Raw genomic sequence first — 23,927 nt, forward strand, 5'->3', positions numbered from 1 at the left:
CAGATCCGTTTCGAAAGCTAATTTTCAAGGCGCTGAAATACAATTTCTTGTCATTTCCGACACCCAAGCCACTGGCTCTGACAATAAAAACAAGTAACAACGGAGGCAATATTGAGCATTTTCAGAACAAAAGACCTGGACGCAATGATGGCTGCTGCCCGAGCTCCTGCCGGGTTGAGAAAAGTGCTGGGGCCGATGGATCTGGTCCTGATTGGTATCGGTGCAATCGTGGGGACGGGCATCTTTGTATTGACCGGAACCGGCGCTTTGACTGCGGGACCGGCCCTCACGGTGTCATTCCTGTTAGCGGCGTTGGCCTGTGCATTTGCAGCGCTCTGTTATGCCGAGTTCGCCTCATCTGTACCGGTAGCAGGCTCGATTTACACCTACAGCTACGCGACGCTGGGAGAGTTGGTGGCCTGGATGATCGGCTGGGATCTGATGCTCGAATACGGACTGGCCAGTTCGGCCGTGTCTGTTGGGTGGTCGGGTTACTTCCAGTCCCTGCTAAGCGGATTTGGGCTGAATCTTCCGGTTGTGCTTACGGCGGCTCCAGGCTCTTTGCCCGGTGTGGAAACCTGGTTCAACCTGCCCGCGCTGGTGATTATGCTGGCAATTACCTGGATGCTGTCCATGGGCATCAAGGAATCCGCGCGCGTAAACAACGTGATGGTGATCATCAAGATCGCCGTGGTGCTGCTCTTTATCGCCGTGGGTGCGCGACATGTTCAGCCGGCTAACTGGCAACCTTTCGCGCCCTTCGGTGGCGAAGGCATTTTGAGTGCCGCGGCCCTGGTTTTTTTTGCTTTTATTGGTTTCGATGCGGTTTCCTCTGCCGCCGAAGAAGTGAAAAAACCGGCGCGTGACCTCCCCATCGGCATTATCGGTTCCTTGGCCGTTTGTGCGGTGTTGTACGTTGCCGTTTCAATGATCATGACCGGCATCGTGCCCTATGCCCAATTCCTTGGCGTTGATCATCCGGTCTCATTGGCGTTGCAATATGCTGGTGAAAGCTGGGTTGCCGGGTTCGTTGATTTAGGCGCAATCGTCGGTATGACGACGGTCATTCTGGTGATGGCGTACGGTCAAACCAGGATCATCTACGCGATGTCGCGCGACGGACTGCTTCCCCAGCGCCTTTCCAGGGTTCATCCACGATTCGGCACACCATTTTTCGCCACCTGGATGGTCGGAATAGTCTTTGGGCTGATCTCGGCACTGATTCCGCTGAACGTCCTCGCCGAGCTGATCAATATCGGTACGTTGGCCGCATTCTGTCTGATCTCGGTGGCAGTGATCGTATTGCGCAAGACCCGACCCGATCTCCCTCGCGCATTCAGATGCCCGGGCGTGCCCGTTGTTCCGTTGCTCGCCATCGCGTTCTGCGTAACCTTGATGACCTTCCTCAAGCAGACAACCTGGCTGGTATTTGGGGCGTGGTTGGCAATTGGCCTGGTGATCTACTTCGCCTATGCGAGGCGCCGCTCGTTGTTGCATTAATCCGGAATTTCGTCAGGTCTCTTTGGAGTGTCAATTGACCTCCAATAGTTTTCAGGTGCGAAACTGATTCCAGTTGCGCACCTGATTGCACTCGCCTGTCAACCTTCACTTTATTTATGCCGCCCGCCCCACCTGACCTGCAAAAGCCTCAAAGCAATTGTTAAATGGCAGAATTGCCTTAACTTGATCCTTTCGGAGGCCACAATGCTTCGTGTATTTGAACGAAGACTCGACCCTTTTCCACCCGATGAAGCACCGCCGCCACCTGTCGGCCTGGTGCGGTTCCTGTGGGCCTGCACCCGAGGCGCCCGGGGCTACATTCTTGCGTTTGCGCTGCTCAGTGCCAGTGTGTCGATTTACGAAGCATGGTTGTTTTCCTTTCTTGGGCAGGTCGTGGACCTGCTCTCCACCTGGCAGGCTGGCGGCAATGCGCAGGCGCAGGAAAGTCGAGTGCTGTGGGGTATCGGCATCGTACTGATCACCAGCATCGGGCTGGTAGCGCTACGCACCATGGTGCAGCACCAGATATTGGCGATCAATCTGCCGCTGCGGCTGCGCTGGGATTTCCATCGCCTGATGCTGCGGCAAAGCCTTTCATTCTTCTCTGATGAGTTCTCCGGCCGGGTTACGACCAAGGTGATGCAGACCGCACTCGCGGTGCGCGAGGTCCTGTTCACCGTTATCGAAATCGCACCCGGGATCGGGGTTTATTTCATCGCGATCATCGCTCTGGCCGGCGGCTTCGCCCTGAAACTGATGCTGCCTTTTATAGCCTGGATCGCTCTGTTTGGCCTGGCCATGTTGTACTTTGTGCCGCGCCTTGGGCAAGTCGGGCAGGAACAGGCCCATGCGCGGTCGTCGATGACCGGGCGCATCTCGGACGCCTACACCAACATCACCACCGTGAAGCTGTTCTCGCACTCCAAACGCGAGGCACACTTCGCGCGCGCGGCGATGGAGGATTTCAAACTGACCGGCTTTCGCCAGATGCGCCTGGTCAGCCAGTTCGAAATCGTCAACCAGGCGCTGGTGGTCGCGCTGATTATTGGAGCCGGCGGCTATGCCCTGTGGCTGTGGCACCAGGGCGAAGTCGGCACGGGGGCCGTCGCGGCGATTATCGCCATGGCGTTGCGTATCAATGGCATGTCGCATTGGATCATGTGGCAAATGACCTCGCTGTTCGAAAACATCGGCACTGTGCAGGATGGCATGGAGACTTTGACCCGTGGTCCCAAGGTGCAGGATGCGCCGAACGCCGGTGTGCTGGTGCCCGCTGGCGGCGCGGTAACCTTCGACAATGTCGATTTCAACTACAACGGTGAACGCCAGGTGCTCGATGGTCTGAGCCTGAACATTCGCCCGGGCGAAAAAATCGGCCTGGTCGGCCGTTCCGGAGCCGGCAAATCCACGCTGATCAACCTGCTGCTCCGTTTCTACGACTTGGACAGCGGTGAGATTCGTATCGATGGTCAAAACATCGCTCAGGTGACGCAAGACAGCCTGCGCAGCGCCATCGGCATGGTCACTCAGGATACCTCCCTGCTGCACCGTTCCATTCGCGACAACATCGCCTACGGCCGCCCGGACGCGACCGACGCGCAGATCCACAGGGCTGCAGCCAACGCCCAGGCCGATGGTTTCATCAGTCAACTGAGTGACCGGCAAGGCCATACCGGCTATGACACCCTGGTGGGTGAGCGCGGCATCAAGCTCTCGGGTGGCCAGCGCCAGCGCATTGCTATCGCACGGGTGATGCTCAAGAACGCCCCGATCCTGTTACTTGACGAGGCCACCAGCGCCCTGGATTCGGAAGTCGAAGTCGCCATCCAGGAAAGCCTCGATGAAATGATGGAGGGCAAGACCGTCATCGCAATCGCCCATCGGTTGTCAACGATCGCGGCCATGGATCGGCTGATTGTCATGGATGAAGGACGCATCATCGAACAAGGTACTCATACCGAGCTGCTACGCAAAAACGGCACCTACGCGCGGCTGTGGCACCATCAGAGCGGTGGGTTTCTGGGCGAGGACGAGGGAGTGGCTGAGGCGTCCGTCTTCGGTTTATAGCTACCGGTGGTGACCGGCAGAAATCAGCCAAAAACAGACAGAGGAAAGGGTACTGATTGTCCCTTTCTCAGCCCCGAGCCAGAGCTGAGCGCCACTGCTCCAGCCAGCAACGCATACGTCCAGCCAAACTTGTCATTCCCGTACATCAACTGCTCCCTGATACCTCCGGACTGCCCTGAAAATTTCAGGGGCCGGACGATACTGAAAATGGCCTTGAAACCAAGCTTATGAAGGTGAGAAGCCGCCCCTCCTACGCCGCTTGCCGCCGCATGGTCAGGATGGCAGCACCGAAACCGATGAATGTCGACCCCACCACCCGGCTGACCCAACGGGACAGCGCAGGCCGGGTCAGCACACCCTTGGCCCGCGAGGCAAGCGCGGCATAGAGGCTCAGGGATGACACCGACAATGCCATGAAGATCGAGGTGAGGATCATAAATTGCGGCAGCAATGCCGTGCTCTGATCGATGAACTGCGGGAACAGCGCGGTGAAGAACATCGTCGCCTTGGGGTTGGTCACCGCTGTCAGGAAGGCTGATTTGTACAGTTTTGAACGAGTCGGCCGGATTTTCTTCAAGTCGTCCTGAATCCCGTCCGGGAGCATCGGGCCCTTTTTGAACAATTGTCTGATGCCCAGATAAAACAAATAACCGGCACCGATGAACTTCACTGCGTTGAACAGCCATTCGGAACTGGCAAGCAGCGCCCCCAACCCCAGCATGGCAGCGGACGACAGACAGAACAGGCCACTGGCGTTGCCGAGCGATGACCACATGGCGCTGCGCTGCCCATGGGCCAGGCTATTGTTGATCGCCATCAAGGTCGCAGGCCCTGGGCTGGCGATGGCAATCGCGGCGACCAGGGTAAAAGTCAGAATCGAGTGAGAATCCATTTTCAAAGCTCGTGGTGGTGAGGGTTGGCATATTACAGGAGCGAGCGGGACAACGAGGTGCTCGGTTTCCCAAGCGGGAATCAGTTTTTTATTACAGCGGACATCGGGCGTCAGGAAAAAGTGTCCACCCGATGTACGTCGACGGCAATTGACTTCGTAGGTTTAATCCAACTCGCTGATACAAACCACTTTAGGCTGCGTCATGTCCTCATAGGCAAATCGAACACCTTCGCGCCCCAGACTTCCGTACTTGAAGCCACCGAAAGGCATCGCATCGAAACGATAATCGGAGGAGTCATTGATCATCACGCCACCCGCCTCGATCTGACGCGCCAGTTTTAAAGCCTTGGCGATATCACGTGTGAATAGACCTGCATGCAAGCTGTACTCTGTTGCGTTAGCCAGAGCAACAGCCTCATCCAGATGGTCAAAAGGCTCCAGGATAACCACCGGCGCGAAGACCTCCTGCTGCCAAATCGTACTGCTATGCCTCACGTGCTCAAGCACGGTCGGCGCATAACTTCCCCCTTGGCGATGGTGCCCACACAGCAGAACGGCACCCTCGGCCAGCGCATCATTTACCAATTGTTCGGTACGACGCGCCGCCTGTTCCGTGATCATCGGGCCTACATCTGTTTCTCGCTGGTCAGGATCGCCCACCAGCAATGCACGCGTCTGGCTGACAAAACGCTCACGGAAGTCCTCATAAATTGAACGATGAACAAGGATGCGCTGCGTGCCGATGCAATTCTGCCCTGCGGCCCAAAAGGCACCAGACACACAGGACTCTACCGTCGGTTCAATATCACAATCTTCAAGCACGAGAACCGGGGCATTTCCCCCCAGATCCATTGCCAACTTTTTCAACCCGGCACTACGAGCAATGGCCTCTCCCGTGGCAAAGCCACCCGTAAAGGAAATCATCCGGACTTCGCGAATCTCTACCAATGCTTTACCCAAGTCGACGCCACCAGTAGCCGGGGTAATCACCGAGGGTGGAAGACCCGCTTTCACCAGGCACTCAACGAGCTTGAGAGCAGACAGCGGCGCGAGTTCCGAGGGTTTCAGAATCACCGCATTGCCACCGGCGATTGCCGGGCCGAGTTTATGGGCGACCAGATTCAGCGGATCGTTGTAGGGCGTGATCGCGACGATAAGCCCCAACGGTTCGCGCGTGAACCAACCTTGACGCGACTCCGATCCTTCATAAGCCCCAAATGGAATCACTTCCCCGGCGTTACGACGCGCCTCCTCCGCCGATAGCTTCAATGTGTTCACGCAACGCTTCACTTCCTTCTCTGCTTGTCGCAGTGTTTTTCCCGCCTCTGCGACGATCAGTCTGGCAAATGCTTCGGACTCGAGCTCCACACACCGGGCGGCGTCCTCAAGAATGCGCGCACGCAAATGACGAGGCATTGCCGCCCCCTCGCGCACGCCGATTCGCGCACGTTCCAGCAAGCCAGGAACGGCGGCAGCATCGAGGCAAGGGACGCTCCCTACCAGGTGACCATCGAATGGACTGAACACATCAATCTGTTTGGCTTCAACAAGCTGGATACTGGCTCTGCTGGATACGCTCATGACAATCTCCTGTTATTTGCCGTGGGCGGTGTGGATGGCGACGATGTCCGACAGCAATGCGAAGGCCGTCTCGATACGACCTGCCCCTGGCCCGGACACCGTGACAGCGCCTAGCAGTTCGGTGTTGAAGGACACTGCATTCGTGGCGCCGACAATACCTGCCAGAGGATGCGAGTTCGGCAGCAGCCGGGCCTCCACGCTCGCTCGAACCGAGCCATCTGCCTCACGATCGGCTGAGCCAATCAGTTTCCAGCTCGCGCCATTGGCACTTGCCTGGGCAATATCTTGCGCGCTGATATTGCTGATACCCGAACACATCACATCGCTGACATTCAGATGTGCATCGAGCAGTTCGTTAGCCAGGATGACCACCTTGAGACGCACGTCAAACCCTTCCACATCGGCGGTTGGATCTGCCTCGGCGTAACCAAGCTGTTGCGCTTGTACGACGGCATCATTGAACGTCAGGCCGTCTTTCATTTGGGTGAGCACGTAGTTGGAAGTACCGTTCAGGATGCCTTCGAAGCCTTGTACGTTGGCACCCGCCAAGGCCTGCCTGGCCAGACGAATCACCGGGGTGCCGCTCATCACCGCTCCCTCGTATTCGAAAGCCACCTGGTTGCGATGGGCCAACGCCTTGAGCTCGGCACCGTGCAACGCAATGGGTCCCTTATTGGTGGTCACTACATGAATGCCACTTTCCAATGCCCAGCGGCAGAAGGTAGTGGCGGGCTCGCCATCCACCGGATTGGTGAAAGTGGCCTCAGCGATGATGTCTGCACCGGAGTGCTTGATCACGGTTTCGTTGAAGGCCTCAGCATGGCCACCGGGCAGTTGAGCGAACACGCCTTTCTCAACGGGCAGCGCGACCAACTGCTTTGCATCCAGACCGTCTTTAGCAACGATGGAGCCGAGGAACAGATCGGTGACACCGACGATTTTGATAGTGAAGCCCAGGGACTCTTTCCACTCGGCATTACGATCGGCGACCAATTGGGCGAAACCACGGTTCACGCCACCAAACCCTACCAAGGCGATTTTGTACTCAGTCATAAAAGCTGTTCCTTTATTGATGTTGTTCGACAGGAACATCCTAAGAGCCGGGCTTGGGCAGTTGAATATGGCAAAACGCTGTATTAGTTGGGCGTTTTGCCCAAGCTCGATGTATTCAAAACACAGCAGAAAGAACGAACGAGGTCACGGTGTTTTCCACCCCGGGCATGGCCGCGATTTCCTTCCAGACGAGATGGACACGTTCAGGTGTGGCGGCATTCACGCGCAGCATCAAATCGAACTCACCACTGAGCACTTCACATTGCACGACTTCGGGAATGGAGCGCAGCGCAGCCAGTACTGCTTCGCCACGCATGCGGTCGTAGCGGTAGACAAAGATCACCGCGCTGATAAGCGACGCAGGCCTCCGCGACTCACCGAGCAGTACCGTATAGCCCTGAATCGCACCGTCGCGCTCAAGACGTTCGATGCGCTGGCGCACAGCATTGCGTGACAAGTTGATCTTGGCGCCCAGTTCGATATGGGCTATTCGCGCATTGGCGGTGAGTTCGGCCAGTATGCGTTCGTCCAGCGGATCCAGAATGCGCTTCATGCAAACCTCTGCTGCGCCAGACGAAGAACCTGACACAGACCGCCCAGATCATCCCTGGCCAGGTACGGTGGTTGCGCGCGCACCTCGACTGTACCCGGAACGCTTGCTTGCCAGACGCCCAGTTCGGCCAACAGCGCCGCCGACTTGGCCGGCGCAATTTGCCCGAAAGTGACCATCGGTGCGCCCAGGCTGCGTCGATGAAGCCTGCCGGCCAGTACACCGACAGCGGTGTGGGGGTCGATGGCCGAGCCTGTTTCCCGGAACAGCTCGACCACCTCATCGCGCACCTGAGATTCATCTACGGCATAGGAATCGAAGAGTACCCGAGCACGCAGCCATTGTTGGTTGCCGATGCTCATTTCCCCGTAACGTTCAAAATGCTCCATCAGTCCTTTTGTCGAGCAGCCATCGTGTTCGTAAATCTCCCAGATAAACCGCTCCAGGTTGGAAAACAATGAGAAGTCCATCGCCGGCGACACTGTTCGATCAGTCATCCGGGTGGAGTAGCGATTGCAATGAAAAAACTGGTGCAGGGCATCATTGCTGTTGGTGGAAATGATCACTTGGTTGATCGGTAAGCCCATTTTCTGCGCAATGTAGCCCGCGTAGATTTCGGCCGAGCTGGCAGCTGGAACGCTGAAGCCCACGGGACGCGAACCACCGCCCAGTTGCAAGGCGGCATGGAAGTAAAAAACGATCTGGGCCAGGACGCCGATCCAATTGGTCGAGTTGAAACAGACCGGCATCACGCCGTCCAACGGCCACTCACGCAAGAGTCGGGAGACCAGTGTCTGGCAATCATCGAAATTTCCATCAACCGCAATCAGCTGAACCCGCTGCGGGTCGGCTGCCTGCAAGGCACTGAGTTGCTCAGGCGCAAGCCCGTCGCGCGGATACAGTATCGCCAGGCGAGCGGCCGGGCAGTCAGCAAAGGCTTCAAGCGCCGCGAGGCCCGTATCACCGTTAGTTGCACCGACCACCCACGCTTGTTTCCCGACCTCCTTCAGAAAATGCTTGACCAGGCGCGCTTGCAATTGCGCGGCAAAATCTTTGGAAGAACGGGTCGGGCCATGAAACAGCTGGAGGATCCACTCGTTATGCCCGATCTGCTCAAGCGGCGTAATAGCGCGATGCTTGAATTGTTGATAGCTGTCACTGAGCAAGTCACGCAGGGTGCTTTCGTCCATGGACGAGCCAACAAAGGGCGAAATTATCCGCCATACCAACTCATCAAACGGCAGCCATGACCAACTGGTAATTTGTTTCTCAGTGAATACCGGCAAATGGGTCGGGACGTACAGACCTCCATTTTCGGCGAGCCCCGACAAAACCACACTGCGAAAATCCGCCCGCGTGTCACCGCCGCGTGTGCTTACATAATCCATGACCACCCCCAATCGGTATTACAGAAGGCGATGGGCTTGAGCCACCAGCCAGGTAGAAAAATTTGCGGCATCTGGCGATAGCGCTTCGGCCTGTTCGTGCACCAGATAAAAGGATTCGCTGGCCTCGATTCGGTGATTGAATGGCGCAACCAATTGCCCACTCTTGAGCAAATCCTCGACCACGGAAGATCGTGCCAGCGCAACGCCCTGCCCCAGTTCGGCCATGCGGATCGTGGAGATCAGCGTGTCAAACTGAAGGCCACGGGAATAGTCGACGTCGTCTGCTCCAACTCGCTTCAACCAATAACCCCAACCTTCTTCGTAACCCAACACGTGAAGTAGAGAATGGCTCATCAAGTCGCGAGGCTCATATATGGGTGAGCTGGCCATGAGCGTTGGGGAGCAAACAGGCTGGAGGATGTCCCACGTCAATCGCTGAGCGTGCAAGCCCGACCACTCACCGCATCCCCAGCGAATCTCCAGGTCGTCCTCGCCGTCTGGTTCTTTCACCCAAATATTGCTGATATACCGAATATCGATCTGCGGATACTCCCGACAAAAATCTGCGAGCCGGGGTGCCAACCAATAGTGAAGAAAGGAAAGGCTGCCACGCACTTTCAAATGTCTTCGATTGCGCTGGCCGAAAATCTCGTTTGTGCCGACTGCAAGTCGACTGATCGCGTCTTGTACGACAGGCAGGTACGACTGCCCTTCCTCGGTCAAGCCAAGCCCTCGAGGCAAGCGCTTGAACAGCGCTACACCGAGGTGACTTTCCAATTGACGGATCTGCTGACTCACAGCCCCTTGAGTCAAATGGAGTTCTTCTGCCGCGTGGGTAAAGTTCAAATAACGCGCCGATACTTCGAATGCCCTCAACCAGTTCAAGGGTGGTAGTGACTTTTGACTCATCGGCGCAACCTCATCAGGACTTTATCTATGCTTCATCATTGCCTGAGAGTTTCACGCGGTGCCAGAGGAATGAACAGCGGCGGCTAAAGCCAACCGCTCTGCTCGCTTGTTTCGAGTGATCCAGTAAATGAAATAACACCACGCGATAAAGGGGAGGCCGAAGTAAAGCGCCACGCGTTGCTCAGGATCAAAAGCGATACCCACACAGGCCAGCAGGCAACACAACAGTGCACCGATAGGCACCCATGGATAGCCACGCACACGGAAATGCAGGTCTTCAACTCGTCCGCCATTAGCGACGTATTGACGACGGAACGCGATCTGGCTTGCAGCGATGCTCATCCACACGACGACTACCGCCAGACCGGAAATGGACACCAAGGCTAAATAAACCGTATCAGGGGCAAGCACACTGCTGAGCAGAGAAGCCACTGCACCCGCCATGCTGAGAACGATGGCGTTCACCGGTACGCCCCGACTGGAGAGCTTGGCGTAGCGCTTAGGCATATGCCCTTGATCGCTCAATGTCCATAACATGCGCGACGCTGCATACAGGCCCGAATTAGCGGCGGAAATCAGCGCCGTGAGAATGACGAAGTTCATAATGTCGGCAGAGTATGGGATGCCAATCAGCTCAAACACCATGACGAAGGGACTTTCTACGAGCCCCGCTTGCTCTCGTGGCAGTAACGTCGCCAGGACGAAAATTGTCCCCACGAAGAACAGCGCCAAACGTACCACTGTCGTGCGAATCGCCTTGGGAACGCTAGTTTGTGGATCTTGCGCTTCCCCTGCCGCAATCCCGATCAGCTCGGTTCCGGAAAATGCGAAGGAAACAGCCAGGAGGGTCATTGCAATGGGTAAGAACCCTGTGGGGAAAAGCCCTTCACGGGTGAAGTTGGAAAGTCCGATACCCTGCAAATTCTGTACTTGAAAAAGACCGAAAATTGCCGCTCCGCCGATCGCAATGAACGTGATGACGGTCAGAACCTTAATCAGCGAAAGCCAAAATTCAGTCTCCGCAAACAACCGAACAGAGACAACATTGCTTGAGAAGACTGCAATGGCAAACAGCGCACTCCAAATCCAGACCGGTGTATCAGGAAACCACCGAACCATCAGTATGCCCGCCGCTGTAAATTCTGAACCGATGGCGACGGCCCAAGTGAGCCAGTAAAGCCAAGCCACGGTATAGCCTGTGCCTGGGCCAAGGTATCGCGTTGCGTAGCTACTGAAAGATCCGGTTTCTGGCATCTGTACAGCCAACTCACCGAGACAGACCATGACTAAATACACCATCACTGCACCGATGATGTAAGCGATCACGGCACCGAGAGGCCCAGCCTGATTAACCGTGTAACCGGAGGTCAGGAATAACCCCGTACCGATCACACCGCCCAGTGCCAACATAACGATGTGGCGAGTTTGCATTTCCTTTTTGAAACGCGAGTTTGGGTCGGGCTGATTATTTTCTATCTGTGTGGTCATGGTTGTATTCTCATGAAATGTTCGGACAAACGCCTTGTAACTGGCTGTTGGGCAGTACAATTTTTTTTGTCGCTGGATTTTATTATTTTCATTCTTCATGAAGGGCTTAAGATCAGTGTTTAACGTCCTGCCGGTGTTTAGGCTCCTACTTCAATGAAACGTTGGGCACTGTCAGCGTTAAGGCTTGCATCACCTTGTTTACTTCGCACTAAAGCGAAGGCTTGTTTTAGATCAGCCAATAAATCTGCTGAATCTTCAATACCTACGGACACTCGAACCAAACCTTCGGAAATTCCAAGGGCCTGACGTTCTTCCAAGGTGTTTTCCACGTGACTGGTCGTCCGAGCCGGCCCATAGATGGTCTCGACTGCTCCCAAATTACCCGCCCGATGCGCATATCGGAGCAGCGGTAGCAAACGGGTCACTGTGTCCATGCCTCCTTTCAGCACGAAGCTGACGATGGCTCCGAATCCGTTCATTTGCGAACGAGCGATGTCATGGCCAGGATGTTGAGGCAACCCCGGATAGTTCACAGACTCGACGAGAGGTTCGGTACACAGGTACTCGGCCAACAGTTGCGCGCTCGCCTGTTGCTGGCGAAGACGCAGAGCCAGAGTCTTGATGCCTCGGATGATTAGATACGCCGAAAAAGGATCCAGCGAGGCTCCATTTATTTCGCGGTAATGGCGAACTTGAGACATCAAATGCTCGGCGCCGCAAACTACACCGCCGAGTACATCACCATGACCGGACAGGAATTTGGTCGCGCTGTGCACAACCACATCAACGCCTAAAGCCAGCGGATTCTGATTCAGAGGCGTCGCGAATGTATTGTCCGCAACAACCAAAGCGCCCACTCGTTTCGCGGCTGCCACAAGGCGCCGAATATCAACGATTTTCAGCGTTGGATTGGTGGGTGTTTCCAGGTACAGGACGCTGCAGCCTTTAGCAATCTCCTGCTCAAGAACCACCGTGTCGAGCGTATCGCAAAGGGTTACCTCCACGCCCATGCGTGGAAGAAACTCCTCAAAAATCTTGTTCGTACCACCGTAGCTGTCACGTGTAGATATCACGCGCTGCCCATAGGAAAGGAAGGTGTGCAGTACACCGCTGATTGCAGCCATTCCGGTACTGAACGCTACAGCCGACTCTGCGTTTTCGAGCTCACAAAGTTTATCTTCCAGGACACAGACAGTGGGATTGCTCATACGGCTGTAAATGAAGCCGGGCTCCTTTCCCAATGCCACGTCATACCACTTATCGATATCGTCGTAGCCATACGCGGCACTGACCACAATGGGCGTCTGGGTCGCATTGTAGGGGTGTTGAATTTGCTCTCCTCCCCATACGACTCGAGTCCCCATCCCAACCTCTGAAGCCTGGACGGCGCGTTTCTTGGTTTCCATAACATTGTCTCGCATCAAGGGAAACACAACCGTGTTCCAAGTGGGCTTGGGAAGACTATATGGAAGGCTCATGTTTGTGAAAAATCATGATATCCGGGAGTGAGGGGTGCTTTTTTTAATGGCTGGCTTGGGTGTTATCCAGGATGAACTCGATCAGCGCCCGGGATGCGGCTGATAGTTGCTGGTGAGGCGGGTAAATAATCGAGAATGGCCGACTGCGCCCGCTCAACTGTGGAAGTATTTCCACCAATTGCCCCCGCTGCATTCTGTCCCGGATAACGAAGTCATAGGTCTGGCAGATCCCCAGACCGCTTTCGGCCAACGAAACGATGCCGAGGACATCATCCAAAACCTGCACATTGGCTTGCGGCAGCCATTCGATATTTTTTTGATCAAGGCAGAACAACCACGGCCCGATCTTGCCGCTGCTGGGCATGATGAACGGCAGGCAAACATGCTCGCCTAACATCTCAAGCGTCGTAGGGACGCCGGCGCGTGCCAGGTATTGGGGAGACGCAACCAGGCAGAGCCGTGCATCTTCCAGCTTGCGCCCCACCAGACCACTGTCTGGCAACTGCCCCAGGCGAATCGCCAGATCGTAGCCTTCGGCGACCAGGTCGACATTGCGATTGGTGATGCTCAGCTCCACCCGCACAGCTGGGTATTGCCGGGCAAAGGCACTGAGCAGCGGCGGCAGACGATAATGCCCGTATGTCGTCGGCACGCTCATCCGAACGCGCCCGCTCAATTCGCCTTCCTGGCCGAGAATACTGCGCTCCACCTCTTCGATCTGCGCAAACGCAGAACGCGTCTGTTCCAGATACAACTTACCGGCGTCGGTCAGGCTGAGCCGGCGGGTAGTGCGTCGCAACAATTGCACGCCAAGACGCGATTCAAGCCTGGTCAACGCACGACTAAGCACCGAAGGCGTGGTCCCCCAAGGCGACGGCAGCAGCACTGACGGTGCCCTGCTCAACTACGCGAATAAAAGCTTCCACATCGCCAAGATGGTCAAATCTACGCGGCATTATTGCTTTCCAAGTCCAAATGAATTCCATTGGCGGTGGTTTATCGCCATAACACACATCAATAGAGTATCCAGGCAGGGGCGGCAAGTGTTCGCCCAACTACTTTGGACGCGACATGAAAACCTTGACCCGTATTGCATTGGCCGCAACCCTCGCCAGTACCAGCCTGGCGGCCAGCGCGGACAACGTGCTTGTAGTGCTTTCCGACTCGGCGAAACTCGATTTGAAGGACGGCAAGGTCTTTGCGACCGGGTTTTACCTGAACGAGCTTTTGCAACCGGTGAAACTGCTGCTCGAGGCCGGTCATAACATCACCTTTGCCACCCCGAACGGTGACGTGCCGACGGTGGACAAGACATCCATCGACAAAATGTACTTCAACAACGATGAAGCAGCGCTTCAAACCTATAAGGACTTGCTCGATCAACTGAAGCTGACCCAACCAGAACAGTCGCCAGTCATCAGCCTTTCCCGGGTGGAACAGATCGGTTACGCGCACTTTGATGCGGTCTACATTCCCGGCGGCCATGCCCCCATGCAGGATCTGCTCCACAGCCGTCCGCTGGGGCGCTTGCTGGCGGATTTCCATGCACAGGGCAAGACCACCGCACTCGTCTGCCATGGTCCGATAGCCCTGTTGTCGACCTTGCCTGACGCCGAAAATTTTACCCGCCAACTCCAGACCGCGAAACCGGTGAACGGCAGCGCCGACTGGATCTATGCGGGCTACAAGATGACCGTTATCAGCAACAAGGAAGAGGAAGAAGCCAAAGGTCTGCTCAACGGTGGCGCCATGAAGTTCTACCCGCAAACCGCGCTGGAAAAAGCTGGTGGGGTGTACCGCAGCAACGCTTCGAACTGGACGCCTAATGTGGTCATCGATCGCGAGTTGATCACGGGCCAGAATCCGACCTCGGCCATAGAGGTCGGCAAGGCATTGCTCGCTCGACTGAAATAACACGTCTGCCACACCGCGCTATTCCCTGGTCCCACAGACCCGAACCTACCCACTACAGACTGGCCGCAGCGGTAAAAACGGTCGCGCACCTGAACATCAACACGGACAGCATCTTGGTCACGAATGACGATACGGTGTTGATCACTGACGTGACCCGCAACGGCATCGCCGTGTCGATCCAGTCAGGCGTCGACAGCAGTGGCAATCCTCTCTGGCTATCTGCGTTGCAGGACGAACGATCATCACATTCATTCCTTGGTGGATGAATGTTTGGGCAGGAACACCTCGGCCAGCATGCAGCGAGCGCTGCCGCCACCGATGCGCTCGATGGTGTCGATGTTCACCGGCAACGGCGTGGTGTGAGCTTCGATCAAGCGACGCTGATCGGCGTCCAGGGATTGCCAGGCTGTGCGCGACATCACCAGCAGCGGCTCGCCCGCTGCGCTGTGCACTTGCAGCATGTTTCCGGCAAAGGACTCCAGCTGCGCCCAGTTCAAGGCGATGACCTGTTTGCCGCTGGTTTCGAGCCGTTCAAGCAGCGCCGCACGTTCACCCGATTGGGGTACGGACTCCAGGCAAACCACCGCAAGGCGGGTGCCGACACTCATCATCACGTTGGTGTGATAAATCGCCACGCCTTGGCGGTCCACCGCATGGAAGGCGCACAGCTCATAACCCAGATGACTGATCAACTGATTCAGGGCCTGGGTATGGGTGCGCGTGGAATACCCGGCGTAGCAAATCCGCTGTTGCCGATCCAGCACCATGCTGCCGGTGCCCTCCAGGAAAACCTCCTGCTCTTCGAGGCGGGACAGGTCCAGCACCTGCTCGACCCGGTATTCGCCCAGCAACCCGTCGAGCACACCTTTGTCCCGTTCCAGACGCCGGTTGTGGCCCTGCATCGGATACAGGACCAAGGTGCCATCCGGGTGGCTGCTCCACCAGTTGTTGGGGAAGATCGAGTCCGGGGTATGCGGCGCTTCGCGATCGTTATGCACCAGGACTTCAACGCCATGCCGACGCAACGCGGCGACATAGCCATCGAACTCGGCAAGGGCCTTGAATTGCACGTCTTCGGCAACGGTTGCCGGACGCTGGAAACGGTTGTTCGCCGCCGTGTCCTGATTGAAGGAGAAACGTGTCGGGCGAATCATTAAAACGGTATTGGTGGTTTGCATGGGCACAGACTCAATGAGGGGCGAGAGGGGCTCATTGTCTGTTTCGAGGTGGGAAAAACCCGGTTGATAACGGCTTTTGCGCGGATGAAAACGGCTGAAGATTCTCGATTGCCCAGCCGATTCGGCGGGCGCTGAAAAGCAAAAGATCGCAGCCTGCGGCAGCTCCTACATGAACCGTGTTTACCGCAAATTTGCAGGTGAATGCCCATCCTGTAGGAGCTGCCGCAGGCTGCGATCTTTTGATCTCACTCCATCGTGGTCTTGACCATCGCCAGCTCTGGGTGGCTGACCAGTTTGTCGATGTGCAAATCCGGGTCGTCAAACCAGACTTCGGTCAACACTCGGTAATGCTCCATGTCACGGCAGCGCATGCGCAGGCTGTAGTCGAAAGCGCCACTGATCAGGCGACACTCCAGCACCTGCGGGCAGGCACGGACCGTTGCTTCGAAGGCCTTTTGCGCTGCGCGTCCGCTCTGGTTCGACAACGCCACCAGCACCAGCAATGACAAGCCCGGCGTCAGCTTCTTCTCATCGAGAATCGCGCCATAGCCGCGAATGACCCCGAGCTGTTCCAGCTTGCGCACCCGTTCCAGACAAGGCCTGGGGGTCAGGTGTACGCGTTCGGACAGCTTTTGATAGGTGATGCGCCCTTCGTGGCGCAGCACTTCGATGATTGCCTGATCGATACGATCAAGCACGATCGACAGATCGCGGATATCCGCCATGTACACCTTGCCTCACTTCAAACGACCCGATAGAAATTGCTGCAAACGTTCACTGTTTGGCCGGTCGAGTATCGTAGCATCACCCTGCTCTTCGACCCGCCCCTGATGCAAGAACAACACCTGGCTGGAGACCTGCCGGGCAAACCCCATTTCGTGGGTCACCATCAACATGGTCCGACCTTCTTCGGCCAGTGCATGAATGACCTTCAGGACTTCACCCACCAATTCCGGGTCGAGCGCCGAAGTTGGCTCGTCGAACAACAGGATTTCCGGTTCCACCGCCAGGGCACGGGCGATCGCCACCCGTTGTTGCTGCCCGCCCGACAGAAACGCCGGGTACTGATCGGCCACCCGTTGCGGCAAGCCGACCTTGTCCAGATACGCCCGTGCGCTCTCTTCGGCGGCCTTGCGACTCATGCCCAAGACTCGACATGGCGCCAGCACGATGTTCTCCAGTACGGTCAGGTGACTCCACAGGTTGAAATGCTGGAACACCATCGCCAGTCGCGTGCGCAAGCGCTGCAACTGTTTTGGATTGGCAACGCGCATGCCTCCAACGCCCTGACGGGTGAGGATTCGCTCGCCATCCAGAGCAATTGCGCCTTCGTCCGCACGCTCAAGAAAGTTGATGCAGCGCAGCATGGTGCTTTTACCCGAACCGCTCGCGCCGATCATGCTCACCACGTCCCCTGCCCGTGCGTTTAACGAAACGCCCTTGAGCACTTCATTGTCGCCAAAACGTTTATACAGATTTTCAACCGTGAGTTTGTACATGCGAATACTCCTGGAGCGGCACACTTATCGGTGCCGCTCTGGATAAAGAATGGAAGTCAGTGGGCCGGGCCCAGGAAGCTCAGCCAGCGTTTCTCAGCCAGGCGGAACGCACCGACCAGCCCGAACGACAGCACGAGGTACAGCAGACCGGCAATGCCGAAGGCCTGAAACGTCATGAAGGTCGCCGCATTGGCATCCCGGGCAATTTTCAGGATGTCCGGAATCGTTGCGGTAAACGCCACCGAAGTCGCGTGCAACATCAGGATCACTTCGTTGCTGTAGTACGGCAGTGCGCGGCGCAGCGCCGAAGGCAGGATCAGTTGCAGGTACAGGCGCCAGCCACTGAGGCCATAGGCATGTGCCGCTTCGATTTCACCGTAGGGAATGCTGCGGATCGCTCCGGCGAAAATTTCCACGGTGTAGGCGCAGGTGTTGAGGGTGAACGCCAGCAAGGTGCAGTTCATGGCGTCGCGGAAAAACGCTTCGAGCAATGGCTGCGAACGAACCACGGCGATGCCATAGATCCCGCTGTAGCAAATCAGCAACTGGATATACAACGGCGTGCCGCGAAAAACGTAGGTAAACAACTGAACCGGCCAACGCAAAACGCCCAAGCGCGAGACGCGCAAGATCGCCATGGGCAACGACAGGAAAAAGCCCATGGCAATGCTCGCCACCAGCAGCCACAGGGTCATCGCCAACCCGGTGAGGGTCTCGCCGTCGCTGAACAGAAAGGGCCTCCAGTATTCGGCAATCAACTCGATCATCGCGCCATCCCCCGTACACCCTGGTTGTAGCGCCGTTCCAGCACGCGCAAGACATAGTTCGAAGCGCTGGTGATCAGCAGGTAAAGCGCGGCGGCCAGCAGCAGGAAATCAAGCATATTGAACGTGCTTTTGCCGGCCTCCTGCGCGACCTTGACCAGGTCCGACAAACCGATGATCGATACCAGCGCCGTGGCCTTGAGCAGCACCAGCCAGTTGTTGCCAAGGCTCGGCAAGGCGAAACGCATCATTTGCGGGAACACCACGAACCGAAAGCGTTGCCAGCGGTTCAGGCCAAAGCACGCCGCGGCTTCCTGTTGCCCGCGCGGCACACTCAGAATCGCCCCGCGAAAGGTCTCGGTGAAATACGCACCGTAGATGAAACCCAGGGTGACGATGCCGGCCATGAACGGGTCGATTTCCATGTACGGCCAGCCCATGGCCTCGGTCAGGGCGCTGAGCCAGCCTTGCAGGCTGTAGAAAATCAGCAGCATCAACACCAGGTCGGGCACGCCACGGATCAGCGTCGTGTAAAAGGTCGCCGGTAGATTCAACAGTTTCAACGGCGACAGCTTGGCCGCCGCGCCAAGCAGCCCCAGCGCCATGCTCACCACAAGTGCGAGCGCCGACAGTTTGAGGGTGACCCAGGTGCCGTGCAGCAACAAAGGGCCATAGCCTTGCAGGGCCGAAAGTTCGACCCCGATCAGATTCAGGAAGGAGTTCACGCCAGTCACCTGTCTTGATGCGCCCCGGTCGCTGCGACACAGCGACCGGGCGCGAGGATCAGTTGTTGTAGAGGTCCAGGTCACCGAAGTGTTTCTGCTGGATCTGCGCATAGATGCCCTTGTCGTGCAGGGCCTTGATGGCGGCATTGAGCATGCCTTTGAGCTCTTCGTTGTCCTTGCGCACGCCAATGGCGATTTCCGCCGGGACCAACGGGTCGCTGATGCCTTCACTGTTCTGGAAGTCCGCCCCTTGTGGCGAGGTCAGGAAACTCATCTGCGCTTGCAGCTTGTCCTGGATCGACGCATCGAGACGGCCAAACACCAGGTCGGCATAGACCTGATCCTGGTTCTGATAGGCCCGCAGTTTCACCCCGCCCGGCCCCAGCTTGGCCTTGGCGTAGGTTTCCTGAATCGTGCCCTGCATGTAACCGATGGTTTTGCCGCGCAGCGACTCGGCGGTCGGTAGCAGTCCGGAATCCTTGCGGGTGACAATGGCGGTCGGTCCTGCGTACAGGCGATCGGTAAAGTCGATCTGTTTTTTGCGTGCGTCGGTCACGGTCATCGACGATTCGATGGCATCGAACTTACCGGCCTTGAGCCCCGGAATCAGCCCGTCGAAGTCATTGCTGACCCACACGCAGGTCAACTTCAGCTCGGCACATATTGCATTGCCCAGATCCACGCCGAAGCCCTGGACCCCACCATCGGCCGTGGTGGATTCAAAGGGTGGGTAGCTTGGGTTGACGCCAAATCGCAGCTCCTTCCATTCCTTGGCACTGGCGCCCGTGGTGCAGCACAGCAACGCGAGTGCCGGCAAAGTCAGCCATTTGATGTTCATCTTCTTGAGTCCCGGATTATTTGGATTTATCGCGATCCGGCGCCTGCGTCGGACCACACTTTTTGACAGGGGCAGAGAGTCGATGCGGTCTTCACCGCAGCCGTTTTTGTTGTTGTTATCGACTGGAAGCAGCCAGTCGTCGGAGTTGCACTCCATCTCAAGCAGCGATCAACAAGCGCTTGAAACGGACCGTCAGAATGCCAATTGCCGGGAGGGTGCTGGTGTCGTAACTCCAGGTTGAAACAGCGTGCCTGTGCTGAACGAAGGGCTTTCACAGCCGATTCCGTCGTCGCGTCAAATCACGGTGTCCCCGCTTGAAGGGAGCGGCACAGGCATGTGCTTGTCTTTGCGACCTTCTTCATCTGCATGACGATAATGCGGGGGCTGTCACTTCGCCGATTGCGCTGTGCGCTCGCTGTTTTCGACTTCTCTTGCTGTATCCAGGGTCAATATTGGCCGAAATCTTCTCTGAGTTGCCTCGACAATAGTCCAGACCTGCACACTAAAAATCGCCCAGAGGAACCCAATATGACCCGTTACATTGACGTCAATGATCTGAGCCGTCTCGTCCAGGAAAAAGGCTTGGCTCGCTGCCTGATCGAGATGGCCGAGTACATCCGTCAGGATTACGTCCGCTGGCCGGATTTCGAGAAATGCGCGCGGCTCGCGAACCACTCACCCGAGGGCGTCATCGAGTTGATGCCCGTGTCTGATGCAGCGCTTTACGCCTTCAAGTACGTGAATGGACATCCGAAGAACACGCAAAACGGCATGCTGACGGTCATGGCGTTTGGTGCACTGGGAGATGTCGATACCGGAAAGCCGGTTTTACTGAGTGAAATGACGCTGACGACCGCCATTCGTACCGCGGCCACGTCTGCGCTCGCGGCCCGCTACCTCGCCCGACCTGACAGTCGCCGAATGGCGCTCATCGGCAACGGCTCACAAAGCGAATTCCAGGCCTTGGCCTTTCATACACTGCTAGGCATTACTGAAATCAGTCTCTACGACATCGATCCTGCCGCGACGGCGAAGCTGGTAGCCAACCTGCGGGCCTACCCCGCCTTAAAAGTGACCGTTGCCAATAGCATCGCGCAAGCGGTACGTGGTGCCGATATCGTGACCACGGTCACCGCCGACAAGGCCTACGCAACTATTTTGACGCCTGAGATGATCGAGCCCGGGATGCACCTTAATGCCGTGGGCGGCGACTGTCCCGGCAAGACCGAACTGCACAGGGACATCGTCGAGCGTGCGCGGGTCATGGTTGAGTACGAACCGCAAAGCCGCATTGAAGGCGAAATACAGCAGATGCCCGCAGACTCACCGGTTATCGAGTTCTGGAAAGTCATCAATGGTCAGACTCAAGGTCGCCAGCATGCCGAGGAAGTCACCTTGTTTGACTCTGTCGGCTTCGCCATCGAGGACTACTCCGCCTTGCGCTATGTGCTGGATGTTGCAAAAACGCTCAACATTGGCAGCGACATTCGGCTGGTGCCAGAGCTGCAGGATCCCAAGAACCTGTTCTCGTTGCTGCAGCCTTCAGCAACTGACGATGTAAGGCTTCGTGCTTGACTCTACTCGACATTTCAACGCGTTCACCTGGCGGCCCTTTCGGCTGCCAGGGGGAACCCTGACTATCCCTCGGGGCCTTTTTTACAGCGCCATCCGCTGCGCGGTTTTGTGACTACATATCTTGTCGGTCACAAGTTGTCAGTCCGCTATAGGGTGAGTAAGCTGCTCTCATGAATCAGCCATCGATATCTTCGCCCAGCGCCCGTGGCCCAGCCGATCACGACATTCGAAACCAGATTGTCGCGGCGGCCAACGAACACTTCAGTCAGTACGGCTACGGCAAAACCACGGTCTCCGACCTGGCTAAAGCCATCGGCTTTTCCAAGGCCTATATCTATAAATTTTTTGATTCCAAGCAGGCGATCGGTGAAGCCATCTGTGCAAATTGTTTGGCGCAAATCGTTGCGGCTGTTGAGCAGGCCATTAATGTAGAGGCCCTTTCGCCAACGGAGCGCTTTCGACGCTTGGTCAAAACGGTGATCGCCACAGGTGTGAACCTGTTCTTTAATGATCGGAAACTCTATGACATTGCAGCGTTCGCGGCGTCGGAAAGCTGGCCCAGTTCGCAAGTTTATGATGCACAGATCAAGCAGTTTATTTTACAAATTGTGCGTGAGGGGCGAGAGATGGGTGAGTTTGAGCGCAAGACTCCCCTGGACGAGACTGTAGAAGCAATACATCTTGCTCTTCGGCCATTCGTCAATCCTCTACTGCTGCAATACAACCTCGATTTCGTCGAAGAGGCTCCTACGCTTACCTCCAATCTCATCTTGCGCAGCCTCATGCCTTGATCTGTCGAAGGGCATTTATTTACCCCTTATGTGACTTTTATCTGAAATGGTCACATGGAAATACGCTCGTCCTGCGCGGCCCAGGTCAAAACGATGATTGGGGTTAAATCATCGAGTCGCCACAGACCGGGCCTCAGGAGGTTCCCAACCACCACCGAGCGCCTTGAATGCCGCGACCGCCGCCCGTGCCGATTCCGTTCGCGCCTGCGCTCGCGCATCGGAAGCCTGCAGCATCGTTTCGTCGGCGTGCAGAACATCGATCAGGCTGGCCGTGCCTTTCTCGTAGGCAATGAATGACGATTGGCGAGCCTGTGCCAGAGATGCCTCGCCTCCAGTCAGGGTGGCTGCCTGAGCTTCGCGATTCACCAGGGCGGAGAAGGCATTCTCGACATCCTCGGTAGCGCGTAATACGGACTGACGGTAAGCGGCCAGGGCTTCGGCTTCCTGTCCCTTGGCTTGATCGATTTGAGCATTTATCCGGCCAAAGTCGAAAAGCCTCCAGCGCAGCCCCAGTACGCCCGCCGACTGATTGGCTGCGCCGGTGAAAAGGTTGCCGCCGGAGACGGCCGTGGCACTTCCCAGCAATGCGCTGAGGGAGAATTTCGGGTAGTACTCGGCAATCGCCACCCCGATGCGTGCATTGGAGGCCGCAAGCCGGCGCTCAGCCACGATGAGGTCGGGCCTGCGGCGCAGCAGATCGGCCGGCGTTCCCGTGGTCTTTATCTGCGGCGCCAGAGGAATGCTGCCTGCATTGGCCAGTTGCGTGCGATGAGTGCCTGGTGGTGTACCGAGCATTACATCCAGTGCATTCGTGGCAGCATCCAGTCCGGTCTGCAGGACCGGCACTGTCGCTTGGACCTGCGATAGTGCTCCCTCGGTCTGGTGAACCTGATAGTTGGCAGCGAGGCCCTTGCCGTAGAGCAAGCGGACTTTCTCTAGCAGTCCCTGCTGCGTTTTGACTTGTCGGTTTGCAATGTCCAGCCGGGCCTGCAATCCGCGGAGGGTGATGTAGATATCGGCGGTTTGCGCGGCGATGGCCAGTCGTGTGGCAGCGGCGCCCGCCTCAGAAGCCTGGTACTCGGCGAGTGCGGCTTCGCGTCCGCGTCGCAGGCCGCCAAAGGCATCAACCTCCCAGCCAGCACCGAGGTTAACCTCGTAGGAGCTTCCATACCGATCATAGCCAGGCGTTGAGTTCAACACCTGGCCGAGTGGGGTTTCGATTGACTGGTAGGAGCGCGCAGCCTGGCCGCTGATGTCCCCCGAGGGCAGTAAGGCGGCATTTGCGGCACCCAATCCCGCTCGCGCCTGCGTGACTCGCGCCGACGCCTGCGCCAGATCCAGATTCTGCTCAAGAGCCTTGGAGACGAAGTCGGTTAGCACTGGATCACCAAAACCTTCCCACCAGGCCACAAGACTTGCCTGCGTCGCTACGGGCCTCTGCTCGACAGCAGATTGACCCAGGTAACGATCCGAAAGAGGAGCGTCCGGACGTTGATAGTCCGGACCGACCGCGCAGCCTGCCATTAAGCTGGCGCTCACCAAAAGAGCAATGGGACGATGGAGAGGCATTGAGGTTCCTTCAATCGAGGATATTTGTGACCATATTACGTTATGGTCACATCCTGTCAATCAACGCCATTTGATCAGACTTCAATAATCACGGCTGTTTTCGCGTAAACACAGAAAATTCCATCCTTCCAGATTGTGACCATTGACAGATATAGTCACCAGACTGAA

General features: G+C 56.8%; 21 protein-coding genes and 1 pseudogene. 6 read left to right on the forward strand and 16 right to left on the reverse strand.

Features of this window, described 5'->3' with window-relative positions:
• Positions 1-111: 111 nt before the first annotated feature.
• On the forward strand, positions 112-1,500 hold the full coding sequence (locus MEB48_RS02555) for an amino acid permease (protein ID WP_330932684.1): 1,389 nt from the start codon (positions 112-114) through the stop codon (positions 1,498-1,500).
• 204 nt (positions 1,501-1,704) lie between these two features.
• The gene (locus tag MEB48_RS02560) at positions 1,705-3,567 is read left to right on the forward strand and encodes an ABC transporter ATP-binding protein (RefSeq protein WP_237881565.1); all 1,863 of its coding nucleotides are present in this window, start codon (positions 1,705-1,707) and stop codon (positions 3,565-3,567) included.
• 250 nt (positions 3,568-3,817) lie between these two features.
• On the opposite strand, the gene MEB48_RS02565 is transcribed toward MEB48_RS02560, so the two are convergent.
• The 9 genes and pseudogenes from MEB48_RS02565 to MEB48_RS02605 all read right to left on the reverse strand — a co-directional run bounded on the left by MEB48_RS02565 (position 3,818) and on the right by MEB48_RS02605 (position 13,862).
• The gene (locus MEB48_RS02565; protein ID WP_237881567.1) at positions 3,818-4,459 is read right to left on the reverse strand and encodes a LysE family translocator; all 642 of its coding nucleotides are present in this window, start codon (positions 4,457-4,459) and stop codon (positions 3,818-3,820) included.
• A gap of 162 nt (positions 4,460-4,621) precedes the next feature.
• Complete coding sequence (locus MEB48_RS02570) at positions 4,622-6,040, reverse strand: aldehyde dehydrogenase family protein (RefSeq protein WP_237881569.1); 1,419 nt, start codon at positions 6,038-6,040, stop codon at positions 4,622-4,624.
• A 12-nt stretch (positions 6,041-6,052) separates the two neighbouring features.
• Positions 6,053-7,093: a homoserine dehydrogenase gene (locus tag MEB48_RS02575; protein WP_237881571.1), complete on the reverse strand. Its 1,041-nt coding sequence runs from the start codon at positions 7,091-7,093 to the stop codon at positions 6,053-6,055.
• Between the two features lie 115 nt (positions 7,094-7,208).
• The gene (locus tag MEB48_RS02580; RefSeq protein WP_104448105.1) at positions 7,209-7,646 is read right to left on the reverse strand and encodes an Lrp/AsnC family transcriptional regulator; all 438 of its coding nucleotides are present in this window, start codon (positions 7,644-7,646) and stop codon (positions 7,209-7,211) included.
• A complete protein-coding gene (gene thrC / locus MEB48_RS02585) occupies positions 7,643-9,031 on the reverse strand; it encodes a threonine synthase (protein ID WP_237881573.1) in 1,389 nt (462 codons plus the stop codon). The genes MEB48_RS02580 and thrC overlap by 4 nt, the downstream gene beginning before the upstream one ends.
• An 18-nt stretch (positions 9,032-9,049) precedes the next feature.
• On the reverse strand, positions 9,050-9,940 hold the full coding sequence (locus MEB48_RS02590; protein WP_237881575.1) for a LysR substrate-binding domain-containing protein: 891 nt from the start codon (positions 9,938-9,940) through the stop codon (positions 9,050-9,052).
• Positions 9,941-9,991: 51 nt separating this feature from the next.
• Positions 9,992-11,428 carry an amino acid permease gene (locus MEB48_RS02595; RefSeq protein WP_237881999.1) on the reverse strand — a complete coding sequence of 479 codons (1,437 nt, stop codon included), beginning with the start codon at positions 11,426-11,428 and terminating at the stop codon, positions 9,992-9,994.
• 137 nt (positions 11,429-11,565) lie between these two features.
• Entirely contained in the window at positions 11,566-12,834 is a 1,269-nt protein-coding gene (locus tag MEB48_RS02600; protein ID WP_237881577.1) for a cystathionine gamma-synthase family protein, read from the reverse strand.
• A gap of 115 nt (positions 12,835-12,949) precedes the next feature.
• Positions 12,950-13,862 (reverse strand): annotated as a pseudogene (locus MEB48_RS02605) (LysR substrate-binding domain-containing protein).
• Positions 13,863-13,977: 115 nt separating this feature from the next.
• Here MEB48_RS02605 and MEB48_RS02610 point away from each other — a divergent pair.
• Together MEB48_RS02610 and MEB48_RS02615 are read left to right on the forward strand one after the other, a co-directional pair.
• The gene (locus tag MEB48_RS02610; protein ID WP_237881579.1) at positions 13,978-14,820 is read left to right on the forward strand and encodes a type 1 glutamine amidotransferase domain-containing protein; all 843 of its coding nucleotides are present in this window, start codon (positions 13,978-13,980) and stop codon (positions 14,818-14,820) included.
• 113 nt (positions 14,821-14,933) lie between these two features.
• Positions 14,934-15,086 carry a hypothetical protein gene (locus MEB48_RS02615; RefSeq protein ID WP_237881581.1) on the forward strand — a complete coding sequence of 51 codons (153 nt, stop codon included), beginning with the start codon at positions 14,934-14,936 and terminating at the stop codon, positions 15,084-15,086.
• Here MEB48_RS02615 and ctlX read toward each other — a convergent pair.
• The 6 genes from ctlX to MEB48_RS02645 form a co-directional block, all read right to left on the reverse strand.
• Positions 15,069-15,998, reverse strand: a complete 930-nt coding sequence (gene ctlX / locus MEB48_RS02620; protein ID WP_237881583.1) for a citrulline utilization hydrolase CtlX — start codon at positions 15,996-15,998, stop codon at positions 15,069-15,071. The two genes, MEB48_RS02615 and ctlX, sit on opposite strands and share 18 nt — an antisense overlap.
• A gap of 245 nt (positions 15,999-16,243) precedes the next feature.
• Positions 16,244-16,723 (reverse strand): Lrp/AsnC family transcriptional regulator, encoded by a 480-nt coding sequence (locus MEB48_RS02625; RefSeq protein WP_237881585.1) that lies wholly within the window; start codon positions 16,721-16,723, stop codon positions 16,244-16,246.
• A gap of 12 nt (positions 16,724-16,735) precedes the next feature.
• Positions 16,736-17,497 (reverse strand): ABC transporter ATP-binding protein, encoded by a 762-nt coding sequence (locus tag MEB48_RS02630; RefSeq protein ID WP_237881586.1) that lies wholly within the window; start codon positions 17,495-17,497, stop codon positions 16,736-16,738.
• Between the two features lie 56 nt (positions 17,498-17,553).
• Positions 17,554-18,264: an ABC transporter permease gene (locus MEB48_RS02635; RefSeq protein ID WP_237881588.1), complete on the reverse strand. Its 711-nt coding sequence runs from the start codon at positions 18,262-18,264 to the stop codon at positions 17,554-17,556.
• Entirely contained in the window at positions 18,261-18,986 is a 726-nt protein-coding gene (locus MEB48_RS02640) for an ABC transporter permease (RefSeq protein WP_237881590.1), read from the reverse strand. Before MEB48_RS02640 ends, MEB48_RS02635 begins: the two co-directional genes overlap by 4 nt.
• A 58-nt stretch (positions 18,987-19,044) precedes the next feature.
• Positions 19,045-19,824 carry a transporter substrate-binding domain-containing protein gene (locus MEB48_RS02645; RefSeq protein WP_108216067.1) on the reverse strand — a complete coding sequence of 260 codons (780 nt, stop codon included), beginning with the start codon at positions 19,822-19,824 and terminating at the stop codon, positions 19,045-19,047.
• A 528-nt stretch (positions 19,825-20,352) separates the two neighbouring features.
• Between MEB48_RS02645 and MEB48_RS02650 the strand changes: the two genes are divergently transcribed.
• Both MEB48_RS02650 and MEB48_RS02655 read left to right on the forward strand, forming a co-directional pair.
• Positions 20,353-21,399 (forward strand): ornithine cyclodeaminase, encoded by a 1,047-nt coding sequence (locus tag MEB48_RS02650; RefSeq protein WP_237881592.1) that lies wholly within the window; start codon positions 20,353-20,355, stop codon positions 21,397-21,399.
• 170 nt (positions 21,400-21,569) lie between these two features.
• The gene (locus tag MEB48_RS02655) at positions 21,570-22,190 is read left to right on the forward strand and encodes a TetR/AcrR family transcriptional regulator (RefSeq protein ID WP_237881594.1); all 621 of its coding nucleotides are present in this window, start codon (positions 21,570-21,572) and stop codon (positions 22,188-22,190) included.
• A gap of 108 nt (positions 22,191-22,298) precedes the next feature.
• On the opposite strand, the gene MEB48_RS02660 is transcribed toward MEB48_RS02655, so the two are convergent.
• The gene (locus tag MEB48_RS02660; RefSeq protein ID WP_237881596.1) at positions 22,299-23,759 is read right to left on the reverse strand and encodes an efflux transporter outer membrane subunit; all 1,461 of its coding nucleotides are present in this window, start codon (positions 23,757-23,759) and stop codon (positions 22,299-22,301) included.
• Between the last annotated feature and the right edge of the window lie 168 nt (positions 23,760-23,927).

The organism is Pseudomonas sp. PGPR40 (assembly GCF_022014505.1).
In the GTDB taxonomy this organism is placed as follows: domain Bacteria; phylum Pseudomonadota; class Gammaproteobacteria; order Pseudomonadales; family Pseudomonadaceae; genus Aquipseudomonas.